This is a genomic window from Paraphotobacterium marinum (genome assembly GCF_002216855.1).
Classification (GTDB): Bacteria; Pseudomonadota; Gammaproteobacteria; order Enterobacterales; family Vibrionaceae; genus Paraphotobacterium; species Paraphotobacterium marinum.
In genome coordinates, this window is the sequence record NZ_CP022355.1 from 1,197,992 (window position 1) to 1,217,792 (window position 19,801).

The following is a 19,801-nucleotide window of genomic DNA, read 5'->3' on the forward strand; positions in this document are numbered from 1 at the left end:
TTAACTAACATATCTTAGAGCTAAAAAAAACTTATTGCTTGTATTTAACAGAAGCAATAAGTTTTAAATATTCTATGAATTATTTTATTTGTTTAATAAATTCGTTTATGAAATCTATTCTTTTTGCAGGTTGATTATTTTCATATTTAATAATCAGTGTATCAGGACCTTTCAAGGAATATCGGTTAGGGAATTTTTGAAGTAATTGAATCATTGATTCATGAGAAATATTTGGTTGCTTAGTAAACTCAATCTTCCCTGAATTATTATTTAGCTGTATTTTTTTGATACCCAGTGATGATGAAATATTTTTAATTTTTTGTATTTCAATAAAATTCTTCACATAAGAAGGTAGCAAGCCGAAACGGTCTATTAATTCAATGTGAATTTTTTCGATTTGTTCTGAAGTTTCACAGCTTGATAAACGCTTGTAAATTGAAAGTCTTATATTTGTATCAGGAATATAATCTTCAGGAATTAAAGCACTTATTCCAAGCTCAACTTCGGTGGTCCTATGATTGATTAAATTTAGAGATTCTTTAGAGTTGCCATTTTTTAAGTTTTTAACAGCGTCATTTAACATATCTATGTACATAGAATAACCAACAGATTGTATTTGCCCGCTTTGCTCTTCACCTAACAATTCTCCAGCCCCTCTAATTTCTAAGTCATGGGTTGCTAACATAAAACCAGCACCTAGATCTTCCAGAGAAGATATTGCTTCTAATCTTTTTAGTGCATCTTTGGTTATTAATTTTTTGGGAGGTGTCAAAAGATATGCATATGCTTGGTGAGAAGATCTTCCAACTCGTCCTTTAATTTGATGTAACTGCGCAAGCCCTAATTTATCTGCTCTATCGATGATTATAGTATTAGCACTGGGTATATCTATACCCGTTTCAATTATTGTGGTACAAACTAAAATTTGAAATCGTTGATGATAAAAATTATTCATCACGTCTTCTAATTGCTTTTCTCTCATTTGACCATGGGCAAACGATACCTTAATTTTAGGAAATAGTAATTGTAAATCTTCAGAAACTTTTTCAATTGTTTTAACATCATTATGTAAAAAAAACACTTGGCCACCTCTTAATGTCTCCCTTTCGATAGCCTCTCTTATAGTCGAAGAATTATGTTCAGTAACAAAAGTTTTTATTGGCATTCTTTTAGCTGGTGGTGTCGCTATAATTGAGAGTTCTCTAATTGAATGCATTGCCATATTTAATGTACGTGGAATTGGAGTAGCAGTCATTGTAAGTATGTCTATTGAGTTTCTGAATGCTTTTAGTTTTTCTTTTTGTTTTACACCAAATCTATGCTCTTCATCAATAATTAAAAGACCTAAATCATGGTAATCAATTGTTGTATTGATAAGTTTATGAGTACCAATTAGGATATCAATTTTTCCAGCTTCTAAATCAGTTAGAATTTGTTTTTGTTCCTTTGCAGTTTTAAATCTTGATAACATTTCAATCTTGAATGGAAAAGCAGAAAATCTATCTCTAAAGTTTTCAAAATGTTGTTGTGCCAGAAGAGTTGTAGGCACTAGTATGATTGCCTGCTTAGCATTTTCCACACATAAAAAGGATGCTCTCATAGCAACTTCGGTTTTTCCAAAACCAACATCACCACACACTAATCTATCCATTGATTTTGGTGAGGTCATGTCTCTTAATACATCATTAATTGCATTTAATTGATCTTCAGTTTCTTCAAAGGGGAACATTTCAGAAAAAGAACGATATAGGTCTTTATTAAGATTAAATGCAAAGCCCTTAGATAATTCTCTAAGTGAATAAACATCCAAAAGTTCGGCGGCTACATCATGAACTTTTTCCTTTACTTTTTGTTTTGTTATGGCCCATTGTTCCGTTCCAAGTTTACTGAGTTTTGTATTTTCTTCGTTACCACCTGTATATCTACTAATTAGATTTAGTGAACCTACTGGAACATATAGGACGGCATCGTTTTGATAATGAATCGTCATAAACTCTGATATCATATTGTTTGTTTCAATGGTTTCAAGACCTTTAAAACAACCAATCCCATGATCATGGTGAACAATTAGTTGGTTTAATTTTAGCTCTGCTAAATTTTTAATAATTGTATTGGGGTTATTTTTGACTGATTTGTTTTTATTCTTTTTGTTATTATAGTGAGTGATTCTTTGACCAAATAAGTCATTTTCACAAACTAAAGCGAAAACATTATTTTCGAAAATAAAACCATCTTCTAATTGATTTATTGTGATTGTAAATTGTTCAGAACTGTTTACACATTCAAGTAAAGTATCGTAACTTTTCGGATAAATTTTGATTTGAGATAAAAACTGAAGCAAAACCTCTCTTCTTCCAGATGACTCTGTTGTGAAAATAATTCTTCCTTCAAATTTTTTCTGAAAAATTTCAAAATGATGAAGTGGATTTTTTTGTTTATTATTTATAGATATATTGGGTAATTTGGTCAACAAGTCCCAAGCTTTAAATTTATCATTATTTCCAATGATATACTGTTCGTATTTGGTTAACTGTTGATGAAGTTGATCTTCCTTCAGCCATAATTCTTTTGGTTCTAATAGAGGTCGATGAATGTCAACGTTCATGTTAACAAAACGAGTCTTTGTTTCTTGAAGAAAGTTAGGGATATCTTTTGTATTGTAGGCAAAATTTAAAATTAAGGTATTTTGGGAAATATAATCAAAGAAATTCGCTGTTTCTTTAAAGAATAATGGAAACCAATACTCAATTCCATCAGGGATTATTTTTTTGGAAACTTTATTATAAATTGACTCAGTAGCTTTGCTGGATGTGAACTTTTCTCTCCATTTTGTCCTAAATAATTCAATGCCATTCTTATCAGTAGGGAATTCGTAAGCTGGGAGAAGCTCTACAGAAGCTACTTCATCCGTACTTAATTGAGTATCGATATCAAATAATTTAATGGAATCAATTTCATCATCAAAAAAGTCAATTCGTATCGGAAGCTCACTACCCATTGGGTAAATATCCAATAGACTTCCTCTTTTTGCAAATTGTCCATGCTCATTAACTTGTTCAACCCTAGAATAACCATTATTAATAAGCTTCTTTACAAAATTTTCTAGGGGTAAAACTTGTTCTCTCTTAATCATTAGAGAGTATTGGTTAATATAAGTTACAGGTGGTAATTTAAGTAAAAGAGTCGTAACTGAAACAATAATGATTTTTTTTTCTGTAAAATGTAATGCTTTATTTAGTATTGTTAATCGATTAGATATGATATCTTGATTGGCTGAAAAATGGTCATAAGGTAAAGTTTCCCAGTCTGTAAAAACATCAACTGAATAGCCTGATAATTGTTCAATTTGATTTTGTAAAATAAATGTTTCTTGATTATTTTGCGTTATAATCAGCATCGATCTTGTCATACTTTGATAAAGTGAATCAATAAACACTGCACGAGAGGATCCTTCAAGGGGAGGTAAAAAGTGTTTTTTATGATTAGAGTTATTTACAAGTGATTTGAAAAGGTTAGGGTAGTCGAATTGCATCATAATTAAATTTACATTTTGTTGATAATATATTACTGGAATATTTTGAGAATACATTATAACATGACTTTTTAAGATTATATATGTTGATATTATTAGTATGCATTTCCCAATAAGTTTATTTATAGGTCTTAGGTATTTAAAAGGTAGAAATCAAAATTACTTCAATAAATTTATATCTCACATTTCTACATTTGGAATTTTAATTGGAGTTATGTCTCTAATCATTGTTTTATCGGTAATGAATGGTTTTGAGTCTAAATTAAAGGGACGTCTACTGGAACTAGTACCTCAAGCAGTTATAACTAGTGATGAAGATAGAGTATCAGAAAACCAAATGGTTAAATTGAATTCAGACAACCAGTTAAGAGTTAAGTTATCAGAGCCAATTGTTCAAATTAACAATGCATTAGTTTCAAATAATAATAAGATTACCGTCGCAAATATTCAAGGTATCAGTAATAAATCTCCCGATCCTCTTATGGACTTTGTTTTCGCTGGCAACCCTGACTCTCTTATTCCTAATACATATAATGTCATACTCAGTCAGCAAACAGCAAACCAATTAAACGTTAGTATTGGTGATAAAATTGATATTCTTATACCTCAAAAACTAATTTATTCCCCTATGGGATTACTGCCAGCTCAAAGACAATTCAAGGTTTCTGGTATATATAATACTGGGACATGGTTAGACAAAGATCTGATTGTTATCAACATAAAAGATGCTCAAAAATTGCTTCGATTACCGTCTGATATATATACAGGAATAAGGTATTATCTGAGAGATCCTTTTAAAGTAGATCAGCTTGAAGCTCAAAACTTACCTAAACCATTAAAATGGAAAGATTGGAGAACAGAATTAAACCTTGGAACTTTTTTTCAATCTGTTGCTATGGAAAGAAAAATTATGGGTTTCATGTTAGGTCTTATAATATTAGTTGCTGGGTTTAATATGATTTCATCCTTAATATTAGTTGTTTTACAGAAAAAAAGTGAAATAGCTGTATTTAAAACACTTGGGCTCAAACAACGACAAATTATTGAAGTTTTTATTATTCAGGGTGCAACAAGTGGAATCATTGGTTCAATTTTAGGTGGTGTTTTCGGTGTATTGATAGCTAAAAATATTAACAGTATACTGAATTTTTTTAATTTAAATAACTTACTGTTGGGACAAAACTTGCCAATTAGCGTAAATTCAAGTCAGATATTATTGGTGATCATTCTTGCCATCTTTTTGAGTGTTATTTCAACTATTTTTCCTGCTTATCAAGCATCAAAAGTTAATCCATCTGAGGAATTGAGACATGAGTAAAATATTACTTAAGTGTGAAAATATTTGTAAAACATATACTGAGGGAAATATTTCAACTCAAGTTTTAAAAAATGTTAATTTTACATTAAATGAAGGTTCATTATCATCGATTGTTGGTTCTTCAGGCTCTGGAAAGAGTACTTTACTCCATATTCTTGGAACCCTTGATAAGCCTACTAAAGGTTCAGTATTTTTTAATGAAACTAACATTCATAAAATGAAGTTAAACAAACAAGCTTCTTTTAGGAATTCAGAAGTTGGATTTATTTATCAATTTCACCATTTATTAAATGATTTTAATGCAATTGAAAATGTTAGTATGCCACTTTTAATAGCAGGCACAAAACGAAAAAATGCCGAATTAGAAGCAAAAAAAATGCTACAACGTGTAAATCTTGGACATAGATTGAAGCATAGACCATCAGAGTTATCAGGAGGTGAAAGACAAAGAGTTGCTATAGCGAGGGCATTAATAAGACATCCAAAGCTTATACTTGCTGATGAGCCTACAGGTAATTTGGATTTTAAAACTGCAGAGGAGACTTTTAATTTGATTAAAGAATTAAATAGGGACTCTAATTGTTCTTTTTGATTGTCACGCATGATAATGATTTGGCAAAAAGAACTGATAATATTCTTACAATGAAAGATGGGAAGTTAGCACATGTTTAATAGAAGGAAACGAGAGATATATTCCCTTTGGATTGCGTTTAGATTTAGTCGTTCTAAACAAAAAAATACTATGATATCCTTTATTTCTCTATCCTCTATTATAGGAATTTCGTTAGGCGTAGCAATTATAATTATTGGTTTATCTACAATGAATGGTTTTAAAAAAGAACTTCAAACTAGAATTTTAAATGTTATTCCACAAGTTTCTATTTCCTCCCTGGATAATGGTGGCTCAATAAATGATTGGTCTAAAATATCTGACAATTTATCAAATATTCCGAATGTACAAAGTGTTACCCCTTCAGTTAACTTATTCGCCTTACTAATAAATGGAAGCAAGTCGAAAGGTGTTGCTATAAGAGGTGTTGATACTAATTCATTTTCTACAAATATAAAAAAATATATTATCGGCAATGATATTCAAAAATTTGAAAACAATGAAAACGACATTATAATTGGCCAAGGAATTGCCAAAAAATTAAATGTTAAAGTAGGTGATGAACTTTCTGTTTATTTACCAGGAAAAGATCGACAAAATATAAACTCCTATCAAATTAAAACATTAAAAGTTTCAGGTTTAATTAAGTTATCAGGTGAGTTTGATGATTTATTGGCATTTATTCCTCTGGTGGATGCTCAAAAGTATTTAGATTTGAATAATGCTGTAAATAACATTGAATTAAAATTAAAAGATCCATTTGAAGTAGAACAAGTATTAAAGCAAGTGTCTGAAAAACTTCCTACTAATCAAAGTTGGAGCTTAAGATCATGGAAAAATCAATATGGTTATTTTATTAAAGATATAAACCTTGTTAAAACTATCATGTATATCGTGATGTTTTTGATTATTGGCGTTGCTTGCTTTAACATAACCTCCACCTTAATGATGTCTGTAAAAGATAGAGAAGGAGATATAGCTATATTAAAAACGATGGGTGCAAGTAAGGCATTGATATACAGGATTTTTATCTGGTATGGATTTTTTTCTGGTTTAATTGGCGCGTTGTTTGGGTCATTGGTAGGTGTATTTATAGCATTAAATTTAACATATATAACAAATTTCCTTCAGAATATTACCGGAGTTACACTTTTAAATCAGAGTATATATTTTATTGATTTTATACCTTCACAAGTGGATTTTTATGATGTTACTTTGGTCAGTTTTACTGCGATTATGCTAAGCTTAGTTTCAACCTTTTTTCCGGCTAAAAAAGCAAGTCAAGTAAATCCTGCTATAGCATTGTCAGGATGAATTATTTAAATAAAAATAATAATTCTCAAAATTTATCTATTATTTTTCTTCCTTTTTTTCATTTGAGAAATAATAGATAATCGCCAGAGAAATCTAATTGAAAAATAACCAATTAAACTTGAAACACTTGCACAAATTAATGAACCAAGTAGAAGAGGGTAACCAATTAAAGTCATTTGAGATGATAGAAACTTCCAACTTAGTTCAAATTCAAAATTATTACTTGGTATATGCAAGATAGAAGCGCCTATTTTATATGCAAAATAAAACATTACAGGCATTGTTAGAGGATTGCTTATCCAAACTAATGCTACTGAAAGAGCTATATTAGCACTAAAGATAATGGCAAACAAAGCAGCTAAAATCATTTGCGCTGGAAGAGGAATAAACATAAAAAAAAGACCAATCGCAAAGCATTAGCCGCGGAGCGCCTATTTAGGTGCCAAAGATTTGGTTTATGAAGCCATTCACCAAATATACTTAAACACCTATTAGATTTAATTTTTTGATGATCAGGTAAAAATTTTTTGATTGTTTTTTTTGGCATAAATAAATGGCTTAAGTTAACGTAAAGTGAATGAATTTATGTTATTATATATTTTTTAGACTAATTTTGTATTAGTTAAATTAACTTTTATTAAGAAGATTAAGACAAATTAAAATGGACAGCAAAAATCAAAAATCATTTCAAATTTTTAAGCTTTTAATACCATATTTTAAACCTTATAAAGTTATTATTATTATAGCTGTAATTGCTTTAATTATCACTCAAGTCACTACACTTGGTGCCACTTATCTTACAAAACCTATAATTGATGATGGTTTTAATGCACAAAGTCAAGGGAATAATTTTTGGGTTTGGTTGCCCTTAGTTTTATTAGGATTAGTAATCATTAAAGGGTTCACACAATTTGTTTATGTTTATTTAATCGAATATACCACCTCTAAAATGGTTATGTCATTGAGACAGCAATTATTTGAACATTATTTGAGATTGCCAGTACAATTTTTTGACAAACGAAATACAGGCTCTTTGTTATCAAGAATTACTTATGATACTGAGCAAGTAGCTCAGGCTTCAGGGGATGCCTTAATACGTTTGATAACAAATACAACACTTGTTATTGGTTATTTAGCGCTTATGATTTATCAAAATTGGATTTTAAGTTTATCTACATTAGTTCTCGTTCCAATAATGGGGTATTGTTTAAAATATATACAAAACAAAATGAGAACAATCGCAAAAAGATTACAAGATACTATGGGAAGTGTCGCTGCTGTAAGTGAAGAGATGTTGAGAGGACACAGAGAAATAAGAAGTTATGGCGGACAAAAACATGAAAAAAAGAAATTTTTAGAAACCAATAATTTTTACCGTAGACAATATATGAAAATGCAGACTGTAACTGCAATTGGGGATCCAGTCATTGTCATTATCAGTAGTTTTGCTGGTATCATATTAATTTCATTGATGAATTTTGAATTTATTAGAGACTCATTGACACCGGGCTCTTTTGTGTTGATTGTTTCTTCAGCAATGATGTTGCCAAAACCAGTTAAAACTTTTTCCAAAACACTTTCTAGTTTCCAAAAGGGGATGGCTGCCTGTGAAACGCTATTCCAGCTTTTTAATTTTAAACCAGAAAAAGACGATGGTAATCTTGAAATTAATAAAATTTTAGGAAATATAGAATTTAAAAACGTAAGTTTTGAGTATGAAAATAGTGATTCAAAAGCTTTAAAAAATTGCTCATTCAAATTACAGAAAGGTAAAAGTTTAGCTCTTGTTGGACGTTCTGGTTCTGGTAAAACGACCATTACTAATTTACTCAATCGTTTTTACACTGTCACAGAAGGTAATATTTATATTGATGGTCATGACATTAATCAACTTAAACTGAATGATCTTAGAAAAAACATTTCAATAGTCTCTCAAAACATTCATTTATTTAATGACTCCATTTATAATAATATTGCATACCCATACAATAATGTTCATGAAGATGAGGTAATAAAAGCGGCTAAATTAGCAAATGTATCTGAGTTTGCAGATAAGTTAGAAGCGGGTTTAAATACCGTAGTTGGCCAGAATGGTGTATTATTGTCTGGAGGACAGAAACAACGTATTGCTATTGCAAGAGCGTTATTAAAGAGTTCACCAATTTTGATTTTAGATGAGGCAACATCTGCTTTAGATACAGAATCTGAAAGATTAATACAGCAGGCAATAGAAAACTTAGAAAAAGATAAGACTGTTATTGTTATTGCTCATAGGCTTTCTACAATCGAAAACTGCGATACTATTGCAGTCATGGATCGAGGTGAAATTGTCGAAATGGGTACTCACAGTGACTTAATCAAAAAACAGGAAGCATATTATGCTTTTCACAATACTCAGTTTGAACAGTAATTTATGATAGAACGTTTTTTTAATAAGATATGGTATAAACAAACAATATTATTTTATATCTGTTTTCCAATACTGGCTTTTTTTTCTTTTATATATTTTTTAGTTACTAAACTAAGATATCACTTATATTTTACATTTAAATTTTTTAAAATATATAAGGCTAAGGCTCCCGTTATAGTTATAGGGAATTTGTCTACTGGTGGAAATGGAAAAACACCAGTGGTTATTTGGTTAGTGAATCTTTTAAAAAAAAATGGATATAAACCAGGTGTCATTTCACGAGGTTATGGTGGACACAGTCAAAATTATCCTGTACTAGTTGATGATAGTATGTTACCTAATGAAACAGGTGATGAGCCCATAGAGATCTTTAATCGGACTGGTTGCAAAGTATCTGTTTCTCCAGATAGAGTTCAATCTATCAAACAACTTTTAGATTGCGGTTGTGACATTATTATTTCAGATGACGGATTACAACATTATAAGTTTCATCATGATATTGAAGTATTGGTTATTGATGCAAAAAGAAGATTTGGCAATGAATATTTATTACCACTTGGACCTTTGAGAGAGAATATTAGCAAATCTAAAAGTGTTGATTTGGTAGTTTATAATGGCCAAACAAATGATGAGTATAATTTTTCAATGGATCTTGTACCTTCTGAAATAGTAAATATAAAAACACGTAAAAAAATTGATTTTAAGAACTTGCATAACGTAATTGCAATTGCAGCTATTGGAAACCCTGAAAGATTCTTTGATACTGTAGAAGGAATTGGTATCGATATTTTAAAAAAAGTTTCATACCCTGATCATTACAAATTTTCAAAAAATGACTTTAAGGGTTTATTAGAAAAAAACCAAAATTTATTAATGACTGAAAAAGACGCTGTTAAGTGTAAGCACATATGCAATAGTGATAATTGGTGGAGTTTAAAAGTTGATCCTATCCTTGATGTGCGAGCTGAACAAAAAATTTTAGAAAGAATCGAAGGATTAAAAATATGAAACAAGAACTAATCAATATCGTAGCATGTCCACTTTGTAAAGGGAAACTACAATTTGATAAACAAAAAAATATATTGGTTTGTAGATTTGATAAATTAGCTTTTCCTATAGTTGATGGTATTCCTGTTTTAATTGAATCAGAAGCTGACAAAATAACTCTTGATGACTGAATCTTAGAACATGCAAAAGGTATAAATTTATAAAGTTTTAAATTTGAATTTTTATTTATTTTAATCTTAATTATATATTTTTGAAGGCAATTGTTATGGACTTTCCCACTTACATTTTCTTTATAATGTTTTTTGTTGCCTTATTAGCAGGTTATGTTGATGCCGTTGCTGGTGGAGGAGGGATGTTAACTGTACCAGCATTACTTTCTATTGGTTTGCCACCATCCCAAGCTATTGCAACTAACAAACTTCAGGGTACAGTAGGAAGTTTATCTTCAACTTTATACTTCCTTAAAAAAAAACTAATTAATCTAAATGAGCTCAAGTTTGCTATATTATTTACCTTCATAGGAGGGTTGCTGGGCTCTATTACTATTCAAATTATCCACGCAGACTTTCTATTAAAATTAATACCAATACTCTTAATTATAATTGCTTTTTATTTTCTTTTGGCACCTAAGGTTACTTCTAATAATAACATTAAAAAACCCATTTTAAGCAATTTTAATTTTGCATTAATAATAGGATTATTGATTGGTTTTTATGATGGATTCTTTGGACCAGGAACAGGTTCCTTTTTTGCTATCGCTTTTGTTTTTTTAATGAAATTAGATTTAGTAAAGGCTACAGCTAAAACAAAAATTTTAAATTTTACAGCGAATTTATCTGCACTCATTATGTTTATATTAGGAGGAGCAATTATTTGGAAAATTGGCCTAGTAATGGCTATAGGACAGTTTATTGGTGCACAAATAGGAGCGAAGATGGTTGTAGGGAAGGGGACTAAGTTTATTAGACCAATGGTGATAATTGTGTCGTTAATAATGGCGTTTAAATTAATAGTTGCGAACTTTTAATATTAATAATTTTAAATATAAAAATTAGACAATTCTGACATAATTATCTATAAATATATATTACAAATAATAATTATTTAGGAAATATAATGTCTATGGTAAGTGCTAAAGCATTTGCTTTATGGCTTAAAACAAGGTTTTCTGATTTTGAGGGGATTGTGCTCGAAAGACAGGATATTAACATATTGACTGGTAGGCAGAATTTTACCATTGACTTTGTCAACGATATTCACTACGAATTAATGCGTTTTGGTATGGCATTCGTGACTGATACAAATAGAGAAAAATTTTATTTAATAAAAATTAAAGAGCAGAAGTGGGAAGATATTTTAGTAAATAAAATTGATAAAAGTTTGAATTTGAATATATTTGCTATGGATAAGTTAAAAAACCAATAACACTTGCCTTATATAACAAGTTTAATTGGTTTTTATAATTTTTAAAGCACTGAATTTATTGAATCCGCAACATATCTAATGTTTGAATCATTTAATCCTGCTATATTTATCCTTCCTGATTTTAGAAGATAAACGCCAAACTCATCTTTTAATCTAGTTACTTGTTTCCCATCTAAGTCAATGATTGAAAACATTCCTTTTTGGTTAATAATGTAGTCAAAATCAACCTTACTTTGTTTTCTCGATAGATGTTCTGAGAGCAAAGATCGCATATTATGAATTCGTTTTCTCATTGAGTTCAATTCATTCATCCATAAATTTTTTAGTACGTTATCAGATAAAATTTCAGTTACAATTCCCGCGCCATGGAAAGGAGGATTCGAATAATTTGAACGAACTATTGGTTGAATATTTGTTAGTATAGTTTCACTCATATCCTTATTATGAGAAATTATGTGTAATGCTCCAATACGCTCATTATATAAACCAAAATTTTTTGAAAAGGAGTTTGCCAAAAAAAACGTATTCAATTTTTTCTCAAATATTTTTATTCCAATAGTATCAGACTCAAGATTATCCCCAAACCCTTGATATGCCATATCGAATAATGGAATAAGTTCTTTTTTACAACAAATATCAGCGAGCTCTTCCCATTGATTTAAATTTAAATCAACCCCTGAAGGGTTGTGACAACATGCGTGCAGTACTACAACATCATTTGGTTTTGATTGTTTAAGATCATTTTTGAACCCTTCAAAGTCTAGGGATTGGTTACTTTTATCAAAATATCGGTAGTAATTTGTTTTTAATCCAGAATTTTAAATATGCTTAAATGATTTCCCCAAGTTGGATTACTTATCCAAATTGTTGAAGAAGGAAATCTTTCGAACATAAAATCTGAAAAAACTTTTATTGCTCCAGTCCCACCAGGTGTTTGTATAGATTGCACTTTCTTATTTAAAACCAAATTTGAGTTCTTACCAAAGATTAGTTGCTGAGAAAGTTTTCTGTACAAAGGATCGCCTTCTATGCTCAGATAGGACTTACTCCTCTCATCTTTTAATAGTAGCTCTTCAGCTTTATGTACAGCCTCGAAGATTGGTGTAACACCATCATTGTTTTTATAAATTCCAATAGTAAGATTCACTTTATCAGAACGTTCATCTTTTGCGAATTGTTCACTCAAACCAAACACGGGATCTGGTGGTAACATCTTTAAATTGTTAAACATTTAAAATCCTTATTATTAAAAATATTAGAGCATATTAAAACTTAGCAGATCTCGGGGCTCTAGGAAATGGGATTACATCCCTAATATTTGAGACGCCAGTTACATATGAGACAAGTCTCTCTAAACCTAATCCCCACCCAGCATGTGGGACAGTACCGTATTTTCTTAGGTCCCTATACCAATCCATATGCTCTTTTTCAATACCAACAGATTCCATTCGTTTATCCAGAAGCTCTAATCGCTCTTCTCTTTGAGCTCCTCCCATAATTTCTCCAATTCCAGGAGCTAAAACATCCATTGCAGCAACAGTTTTACCATCATCATTTAATCTCATGTAGAAAGCTTTGATGTCTTTAGGGTAATTAACAACAACGACTGGGCTATCAAAATGCTCTTCTGCTAGGTAACGTTCATGCTCAGATGACAGGTCAATTCCCCAGCTTACTGGAAATTCAAATGTCTTGTTTGCATTTTCTAAAATTTCAATTGCATCAGTATAGTCGACCGTAATAAATTCTGACTTTAAAAATTTTTCTAAACGTTGTATTACTTCATTATTAACTCGTTTTTCAAAAAATAACATGTCATCTTTACATTCATTTAATACATTTTGAAAAACATGTTTTAACATTTTTTCAGCTAGAAGTGTAACATCAGATAAATCAGCAAAAGCCATTTCAGGTTCAACCATCCAAAACTCGGCAAGGTGTCTACTTGTATTAGAATTTTCAGCTCTAAAAGTAGGACCAAACGTGTAAACTTTACTGAGAGCACAAGCATAGGCTTCAGCATTCAATTGACCAGATACAGTAAGATAAGACTCTTGACCAAAAAAATCTTTATCATAATCAACCTTATTATCAGCCGTTTTTGGTATATTTTGAAAATCTAAAGTGGAAACTTTAAACATTTCTCCAGCCCCTTCCGCATCCGAAGAAGTTATTAATGGAGATGCAACCCATAAAAAACCTTCTTGATTAAAAAACTGATGAATTGACTGGGATATGCAATTTCTAACCCTAGCTACAGCACCAATTAAGTTACTTCTCGGTCGAAGGTGCGCTACTTCTCTCAAAAATTCAATTGATTGTCTTGTTTTTGCTAAAGGATATGATTCCGGATTTTCTACCCAGCCTACAATACTCACTTCATTTGCTTGAACTTCATATTCTTGACCTTTTGCAGGCGATGTGATGAGTTTTCCTTTAATTTCAACTGCACACCCAGTTGTGAGTTTGAGAATATCATCATAATTTTGCAGTTCATTTGGAGTTACAACTTGTATTGGATCAAAACAAGAACCATCATATACAGCTAAGAAACTAAACCCAGCTTTAGAGTCTCTTTTAGAACGGACCCATCCTTTGATTATGACTTCTTGATTTACATGTTCAGAATTTTTTAATATTTCCTTTATTGATAAACCAGACATTTTGTATTCCTCAGTTACATTACACTAAAAGTATCATATTACTTGTATTTATAATTGCTTCAAGTATCTATGAAAAAAAATAGAAAATTAAATAAAAAAATTAAAATATTAAATTTATATTGAAAATATAAAAATTTTTAATTATTATTAAATGTTTTTTTTTAACCTTGCATGATTATGACAACAGAAATATTTAAAGAGTTTACGTTTGAAGCTGCCCACAAACTTCCCAATGTCCCAGAAGGTCACAAATGTGGGAGATTACACGGTCATTCATTTGTGGTCAGACTATACATTACGGGTAATGTAGATCCACATACAGGATGGATCTTAGATTTTTCAGAAGTTTCTAAAGTATTTAAACCAATTTACAATCAATTAGATCATTATTACCTTAATGATATACCAGGTCTAGAGAACCCTACAAGCGAAGTGCTAGCCAAATGGATATATAAAAAAGTCAAACCTAACCTACCATTGTTATCTAAAGTTATGATAATGGAAACGTGTACTGCAGGTTGTTTCTATACAGAGGACTAATCTATATTTATATATTTGTGAACTTGGATTGATAAATTCCAGTTGTTTTTTATGCATTCTTGTACGCATAATTTAGTTGCTCTTTCTTTTTGACTAATTGGCTGTAAATAGATTTTTGGTTGTTGCTTTAAAAGATTCGATGCTAGGATATTTTTTAGGTTAGCTATGTCTTTATGAGTACCAATGGGGTGCTTAATTTCGTTTGCTCTGCTCAAGGCTTTATGATTGAGTTTTAATTTTCCTTTCATATTAATCTTTGGTGATAAAGTTACCCAAGATTTTGATGAGGCCTTAACTTCAAATGTTCCGCTTGTCTCAATCTGACAGAAATAACCTTGTGACTCCAATGATTCTGTTAAAGAAGTTAAATCATATATGCAAGGCTCTCCTCCCGTAATGACAATATGTCTAGCATTGAATTTTTTGGCTAAAAAATTTAGTATTTCAGATTCACTTGCTTGTCCCCAAGAATTAAGGATAGAGTTTTCATTTACTAATTCCTTAAAAGGGATTCGGTTTTCTTCATTTACAAACCATGAATGTTTTGTATCGCACCAACTACATCCTACAGGACAACCTTGTAGTCTGATAAAGATCGAAGGTTTACCAGTGAAATGTCCTTCACCTTGGATTGTCTCAAAAATTTCATTAATATTATACATATAGTTAGTTAGTTAATAAAAAACGAAATATTATCTCAATCTTTTAAGGTAATTGTCAATTGTTTTTAATAATTTTAACAGTTCTTTATTTGAAATAATAAATGGAGGCATTAAATAAATTAAATTTTTAAAAGGTCTAATCCATACGCCTTGTTTTACACAGAATTTCTGGAAAGACTCAATATTTATATTATGATGTAATTCAATGACACCAATAGCACCAAGTACTCGGATATCTTTTACTAATTCATACTTTAAAAATTTGGGAAAAGTGTTAGAAAATATATATTCAATGTTTTGAACTTGCTTTTGCCATTTATTAGTCATGATAATATCTAGGCTAGCATTTGCTGCTGCACAGGCTAGAGGGTTACCCATAAAAGTAGGACCATGCATGAAGCATTGAGATGGGCCATTACAAATTGTATCTGCAATTTTTTTGGAAGTAATTGTGGCTGCTAATGACATGTAGCCACCAGTTAATGCCTTCCCAACACACAAAATATCAGGTTGTATTTTGGCGTGTTCATAAGCAAATAATTTACCTGTTCTACCAAAACCAGTTGCTATTTCATCTAAAATTAAAAGTATATTGTATTTGTCACACAATTTTCTAACTTCAGTAAGAAAGTTTTTATGATAAAATCTCATTGCACCAGCACCTTGCACAATTGGCTCCAAGATAATAGCAGCAATATCTTCTTTATTTTCATCTAATAATTTACTTATTGAGGCTATATCTTTTTTATTCCAAGAACCATTAAATTGGCTTTTGGGTGGTTCTGCAAATATATGTTCTGGAAGAAAACCTTTATAAATTGAGTGCATTGAATTATCTGGATCTGTTATCGACATAGCAGCAAAAGTATCACCATGATAAGAGTTTTTTATTGTTAAAAATTTTGGTCTAATTTTGTTTTGACTATGCCAAAATTGTAATGCCATTTTTAAAGCTACTTCAACACTTACAGAGCCAGAGCAACATAAAAAATGAGTATCTAAATTAGATGAAGTTAACTTGTTTAATTTTTTACATAATTCTATAGCTGGGTCATGTGTGATACCACCAAACATTACATGAGAAACATTTTTTAATTGTTTTTTAATGGACTTATTAATTTTTTTATTATTGTAACCATGTATAGTTGACCACCATGATGACATACCATCGATAAGAAATTTATTGTTATCAATTTTTAATTTGGACTTTTTTGCAGACTTCACTAAATAATTTTTTAATGGATTTGATGTAGAAGTATATGGGTGCCAAATATGTTGTTTATCAAAATTGAGATCTTTGTTCATTAATAAGCCACTTGTAAACTTTGTTTTCTTTATATTATTGACATGCTAACTATGTTTTATTAAGTTATCAACAAATATTAAGAGGTAAGTTATGGAAAATTCCACAATAAATTATAATGAAGTAAAAAAATTATTTGAACTTCCATTCATGGATTTAATTTATAAAGCCCATTCTGTTCATCGTCAATTTCAAGAAAAAAATAAAATTCAAGTGAGTACATTACTATCTATCAAAACAGGAAAGTGTCCAGAAGATTGTAAATACTGCCCACAAAGTGCTCGCTATAATACTGGTCTAAAAAATGAAGATTTAATGCAGGTTAAAGATGTTATTGCCACAGCTAAATTAGCAAAAGAAGCTGGTTCAACTAGGTTTTGTATGGGCGCAGCATGGAAAAATCCTAAAGAAAGAGATCTTCCCATGCTAGAAAAAATGATCAAAGAAGTTAAATCTTTAGGGTTAGAAACTTGTATGACTCTAGGAATGTTGACGCAATCACAAGCCGATCGTCTCAACAAAGCTGGTTTGGATTATTACAATCATAATTTGGATACTTCAAAAGATTTTTATGATCAAATTATAACAACTAGAACATATGAAGATAGACTTAATACGCTTCAATTTGTGAGAAATTCAGGGATGAAAATTTGTTCTGGTGGGATATTAGGCTTAGGAGAGCAACAAAAGGATAGAATCAATCTTCTACTTCAACTTGCTTCTTTAAAGCCTCATCCAGAAAGTGTGCCAATTAATATGTTAGTTAAAGTAAAAGGGACTCCACTTGCAGATATCGAAGACTTTGATGATTTTGAATTCATTAAAACCATTGCTGTGGCAAGAATTTTACTTCCTAATTCGGCTATTAGGTTATCGGCAGGCAGGTCAACCATGAATGAACAGATGCAAGCATTATGTTTTATGGCAGGTGCAAACTCTATTTTTTATGGCTGTAAGCTTCTGACGACGCCAAATCCAAAGGAACAGTCAGATCAATTGCTCTTCAAAAAATTAGGTATAAATCAGGTGGAAAAATCTCAAATACCTGATGAGGTTAATGAAGAACAAATTATGAAGCGTATTAATAAAGAAGATCCTCTATTTTATGATGCATCAATTTAAACAAGAATTAAAAAAATTAAAAATTGATAATAACTTAAGAAAGTCGTTAACAATTTGCAATGTAGATAAAAACCATATTCTTGTACATGGAAATAAAAAATTAAACTTTTCAAGTAATGATTATCTAAGCTTGAGTTCCAGCTCTTATTTAAAAAAAAAATATTCTGAGGGTATAAATAACTTTGGAACGAGTAGTTCATCCTCTCCATTAATTTCTGGTAAAAGTGAAGTTCATGAATCATTAGAAGAACAACTTTGTGCTTGGCAAGGCTATGAGGCTGCTATTTTATTCAACAGCGGTTATTCAGCAAACCAGGCATTAATAAGGCTTTTGACAGATCAAGATACTTTATTACTACAAGATAGGCTTAATCACGCGTCATTAATAGAGGAAGGAATACTTTCACCGTCTAAAATGTTTAGATTTAAACATAATGACGTTGAGCATCTAAAGACTTTATTAGATAAACAATTTACTCATAAAATTGTTATAACTGAAGGTATTTTTAGTATGGATGGGGATTTTGGAAATATTAAAGAAATTCATAATATTCTTAAACCAAGTGAAAACGAATTTATTGTTGATGAGGCACATAGTGTTGGCGTTATAGGCAAGGAAGGCAAAGGTATCTCAGATTTTCTTGGAATTAAACCAAACATTAAAGTAATTACGTTTGGTAAAGCTTTTGGTTTAAGTGGTGCAGCCATTTTATGTGATAGTGAATTGAAAGATTATTTTGAAAATAAATCTAAACATTATATTTATTCAACTTACATGCAGCCAGCGCTTGCTTTTGCTTTAATGTCAGCATTAAAGATTGTAAGAACGGATAATCATAGGCGGTTAAAATTAGTTCAGCTTTCTGAAGCTTTTCACGATGAATTAAGTAATCGTTTTCAAGTAGTTTCTAGAGATTCCCCAATAATTTCCATAATTACAGGCAGTAATGTTAATGCTATTAAATTATCAGAGTTTTTATTGCATGAAGGCTTTTTAATATTCCCTATTAGACCTCCGACTGTTCCTAAGAATATGTCTAGAATTAGAATAACTTTAAATTATAGCCATAAAATTGATGATGTATTGAGATTGGCGAAAACTCTTAATCAATATAAGGGTACCTTTGATGCTAAATAATCTAAAATTTGTGAAAAAATCATTTAGTGCTGCAGTGCCTCACTATGATAATTTTGCTTTACTACAACAAATAACGAGTGATTTGTTGATTTCCTTAATACCTATTGAAGTTGTCAATGATAGACTTATTTGTGCAGATTTAGGGGCTGGTACAGGGTATACCTCAGAAAAGCTTTCAAAGCTAAAAATAAAGAATTTAACAATGATTGATTTATCTCAAAAAATGCTATCGCAGTGTAAAAATAAATTTGAAAATCAATTTTTGTATTTGAATGCGGATGTAAATCAATTAGGTATTAAAGATAATACGTTTGATTTAATTTGTAGTAATTTAATGATTCAATGGTCTGATAACTTAGATAAAACATTATCAGAGATAAATAGAGTACTCAAAGAACAGGGAACTTTCTTTTTTTCTACTTTATTACCAGGAAGTTTAATAGAATTAGATAAGTCATGGAAATCTGTTGAACAGGGGGATCATATTAATCAGTTTTTACCATTTGATAATTTGAAAAAAAGCATCTTAGAAAACAATTTTCAAATTCAATCACTTACTAAAAAAGAAATAAAACTGGAGTTTAATAATCCATTGGAGGCAATGAAAAGCCTAAAGTATGTAGGTGCAAACTTTGTGAAAAATAGACAAAATAAAGGACTATGTACTGCAAACAAACTAACTAAAATGTTTGACTTTTATTCAAGAAATTTCAAAAAGATAATATGGTTGAATTAAGTTACCAAGTTTGTTTTGGA

15 protein-coding genes and 3 pseudogenes are annotated in these 19,801 nt (G+C 30.4%); 12 read left to right on the plus strand and 6 right to left on the minus strand.

Going from position 1 to position 19,801, the window contains the following annotated elements; genetic code table 11:
- Positions 1–79: 79 nt before the first annotated feature.
- Positions 80–3,589, minus strand: a complete 3,510-nt coding sequence (gene mfd, locus CF386_RS06275) for a transcription-repair coupling factor (protein ID WP_089073545.1) — start codon at positions 3,587–3,589, stop codon at positions 80–82.
- Between the two features lie 43 nt (positions 3,590–3,632).
- On the opposite strand from mfd, the gene CF386_RS06280 reads away from it, so the two are divergent.
- From CF386_RS06280 to lolE, 3 genes and pseudogenes are all read left to right on the plus strand, one after another.
- On the plus strand, positions 3,633–4,850 hold the full coding sequence (locus tag CF386_RS06280; RefSeq protein WP_089073546.1) for a lipoprotein-releasing ABC transporter permease subunit: 1,218 nt from the start codon (positions 3,633–3,635) through the stop codon (positions 4,848–4,850).
- Positions 4,843–5,522 (plus strand): annotated as a pseudogene (lolD, locus tag CF386_RS06285) (lipoprotein-releasing ABC transporter ATP-binding protein LolD). The gene CF386_RS06280 and the pseudogene lolD overlap by 8 nt, the downstream one beginning before the upstream one ends.
- Positions 5,515–6,774 (plus strand): lipoprotein-releasing ABC transporter permease subunit LolE, encoded by a 1,260-nt coding sequence (gene lolE / locus CF386_RS06290; RefSeq protein ID WP_089073547.1) that lies wholly within the window; start codon positions 5,515–5,517, stop codon positions 6,772–6,774. The pseudogene lolD and the gene lolE overlap by 8 nt, the downstream one beginning before the upstream one ends.
- Positions 6,775–6,806: 32 nt before the next feature.
- Here the strand turns inward: lolE and CF386_RS06295 are convergent.
- Positions 6,807–7,321, minus strand: a pseudogene (locus CF386_RS06295) (DUF2062 domain-containing protein).
- A 114-nt stretch (positions 7,322–7,435) separates the two neighbouring features.
- On the opposite strand from CF386_RS06295, the gene msbA reads away from it, so the two are divergent.
- The 5 genes from msbA (at position 7,436) to CF386_RS06320 (ending at position 11,617) form a co-directional block, all read left to right on the plus strand.
- Entirely contained in the window at positions 7,436–9,184 is a 1,749-nt protein-coding gene (gene msbA / locus CF386_RS06300; protein WP_089073548.1) for a lipid A export permease/ATP-binding protein MsbA, read from the plus strand.
- Positions 9,185–9,187: 3 nt separating this feature from the next.
- Positions 9,188–10,192: a tetraacyldisaccharide 4'-kinase gene (lpxK, locus tag CF386_RS06305; RefSeq protein ID WP_089073549.1), complete on the plus strand. Its 1,005-nt coding sequence runs from the start codon at positions 9,188–9,190 to the stop codon at positions 10,190–10,192.
- On the plus strand, positions 10,189–10,362 hold the full coding sequence (locus tag CF386_RS06310; protein ID WP_089073550.1) for a Trm112 family protein: 174 nt from the start codon (positions 10,189–10,191) through the stop codon (positions 10,360–10,362). The genes lpxK and CF386_RS06310 overlap by 4 nt, the downstream gene beginning before the upstream one ends.
- Positions 10,363–10,457: 95 nt before the next feature.
- Positions 10,458–11,219, plus strand: a complete 762-nt coding sequence (locus CF386_RS06315; protein WP_089073551.1) for a TSUP family transporter — start codon at positions 10,458–10,460, stop codon at positions 11,217–11,219.
- Positions 11,220–11,308: 89 nt separating this feature from the next.
- On the plus strand, positions 11,309–11,617 hold the full coding sequence (locus CF386_RS06320; RefSeq protein WP_089073552.1) for a hypothetical protein: 309 nt from the start codon (positions 11,309–11,311) through the stop codon (positions 11,615–11,617).
- A gap of 41 nt (positions 11,618–11,658) precedes the next feature.
- Here the strand turns inward: CF386_RS06320 and CF386_RS06325 are convergent.
- Positions 11,659–12,848 (minus strand): annotated as a pseudogene (locus CF386_RS06325) (amino acid aminotransferase).
- A gap of 34 nt (positions 12,849–12,882) precedes the next feature.
- Complete coding sequence (asnS, locus tag CF386_RS06335; RefSeq protein WP_089073555.1) at positions 12,883–14,280, minus strand: asparagine--tRNA ligase; 1,398 nt, start codon at positions 14,278–14,280, stop codon at positions 12,883–12,885.
- Positions 14,281–14,457: 177 nt separating this feature from the next.
- On the opposite strand from asnS, the gene queD reads away from it, so the two are divergent.
- Complete coding sequence (gene queD / locus CF386_RS06340; RefSeq protein ID WP_089073773.1) at positions 14,458–14,820, plus strand: 6-carboxytetrahydropterin synthase QueD; 363 nt, start codon at positions 14,458–14,460, stop codon at positions 14,818–14,820.
- Here the strand turns inward: queD and queE are convergent.
- Positions 14,817–15,482 (minus strand): 7-carboxy-7-deazaguanine synthase QueE, encoded by a 666-nt coding sequence (queE, locus tag CF386_RS06345; protein WP_089073556.1) that lies wholly within the window; start codon positions 15,480–15,482, stop codon positions 14,817–14,819. The genes queD and queE overlap by 4 nt on opposite strands.
- Before the next feature lie 30 nt (positions 15,483–15,512).
- Positions 15,513–16,787 carry an adenosylmethionine--8-amino-7-oxononanoate transaminase gene (gene bioA / locus CF386_RS06350; protein WP_089073557.1) on the minus strand — a complete coding sequence of 425 codons (1,275 nt, stop codon included), beginning with the start codon at positions 16,785–16,787 and terminating at the stop codon, positions 15,513–15,515.
- A gap of 91 nt (positions 16,788–16,878) precedes the next feature.
- Here bioA and bioB point away from each other — a divergent pair, with 91 nt between their 5' ends.
- The 3 genes from bioB to bioC are packed head-to-tail and all read left to right on the plus strand — an operon-like array spanning position 16,879 to position 19,781.
- Positions 16,879–17,907: a biotin synthase BioB gene (gene bioB, locus CF386_RS06355; protein ID WP_089073558.1), complete on the plus strand. Its 1,029-nt coding sequence runs from the start codon at positions 16,879–16,881 to the stop codon at positions 17,905–17,907.
- On the plus strand, positions 17,891–19,045 hold the full coding sequence (locus CF386_RS06360) for an aminotransferase class I/II-fold pyridoxal phosphate-dependent enzyme (RefSeq protein ID WP_089073559.1): 1,155 nt from the start codon (positions 17,891–17,893) through the stop codon (positions 19,043–19,045). The genes bioB and CF386_RS06360 overlap by 17 nt, the downstream gene beginning before the upstream one ends.
- Positions 19,035–19,781 carry a malonyl-ACP O-methyltransferase BioC gene (bioC, locus tag CF386_RS06365; protein WP_089073560.1) on the plus strand — a complete coding sequence of 249 codons (747 nt, stop codon included), beginning with the start codon at positions 19,035–19,037 and terminating at the stop codon, positions 19,779–19,781. Before CF386_RS06360 ends, bioC begins: the two co-directional genes overlap by 11 nt.
- Positions 19,782–19,801: the final 20 nt, after the last annotated feature.

Bases quoted from the DNA above. Each gene is read 5' to 3' on its own strand.
- queD (WP_089073773.1), top strand. From the start codon at position 14,458: ATGACAACAGAAATATTTAAAGAGTTTACGTTTGAAGCTGCCCACAAA.
- CF386_RS06315 (WP_089073551.1), top strand. From the start codon at position 10,458: ATGGACTTTCCCACTTACATTTTCTTTATAATGTTTTTTGTTGCCTTA.
- msbA (WP_089073548.1), top strand. From the start codon at position 7,436: ATGGACAGCAAAAATCAAAAATCATTTCAAATTTTTAAGCTTTTAATA.
- mfd (WP_089073545.1), bottom strand. From the start codon at position 3,589: ATGTATTCTCAAAATATTCCAGTAATATATTATCAACAAAATGTAAAT.
- CF386_RS06280 (WP_089073546.1), top strand. From the start codon at position 3,633: ATGCATTTCCCAATAAGTTTATTTATAGGTCTTAGGTATTTAAAAGGT.
- CF386_RS06310 (WP_089073550.1), top strand. From the start codon at position 10,189: ATGAAACAAGAACTAATCAATATCGTAGCATGTCCACTTTGTAAAGGG.
- bioB (WP_089073558.1), top strand. From the start codon at position 16,879: ATGGAAAATTCCACAATAAATTATAATGAAGTAAAAAAATTATTTGAA.
- CF386_RS06360 (WP_089073559.1), top strand. From the start codon at position 17,891: ATGATGCATCAATTTAAACAAGAATTAAAAAAATTAAAAATTGATAAT.
- lpxK (WP_089073549.1), top strand. From the start codon at position 9,188: ATGATAGAACGTTTTTTTAATAAGATATGGTATAAACAAACAATATTA.
- bioC (WP_089073560.1), top strand. From the start codon at position 19,035: ATGCTAAATAATCTAAAATTTGTGAAAAAATCATTTAGTGCTGCAGTG.
- queE (WP_089073556.1), bottom strand. From the start codon at position 15,482: ATGTATAATATTAATGAAATTTTTGAGACAATCCAAGGTGAAGGACAT.
- bioA (WP_089073557.1), bottom strand. From the start codon at position 16,787: ATGAACAAAGATCTCAATTTTGATAAACAACATATTTGGCACCCATAT.
- lolE (WP_089073547.1), top strand. From the start codon at position 5,515: ATGTTTAATAGAAGGAAACGAGAGATATATTCCCTTTGGATTGCGTTT.
- CF386_RS06320 (WP_089073552.1), top strand. From the start codon at position 11,309: ATGTCTATGGTAAGTGCTAAAGCATTTGCTTTATGGCTTAAAACAAGG.
- asnS (WP_089073555.1), bottom strand. From the start codon at position 14,280: ATGTCTGGTTTATCAATAAAGGAAATATTAAAAAATTCTGAACATGTA.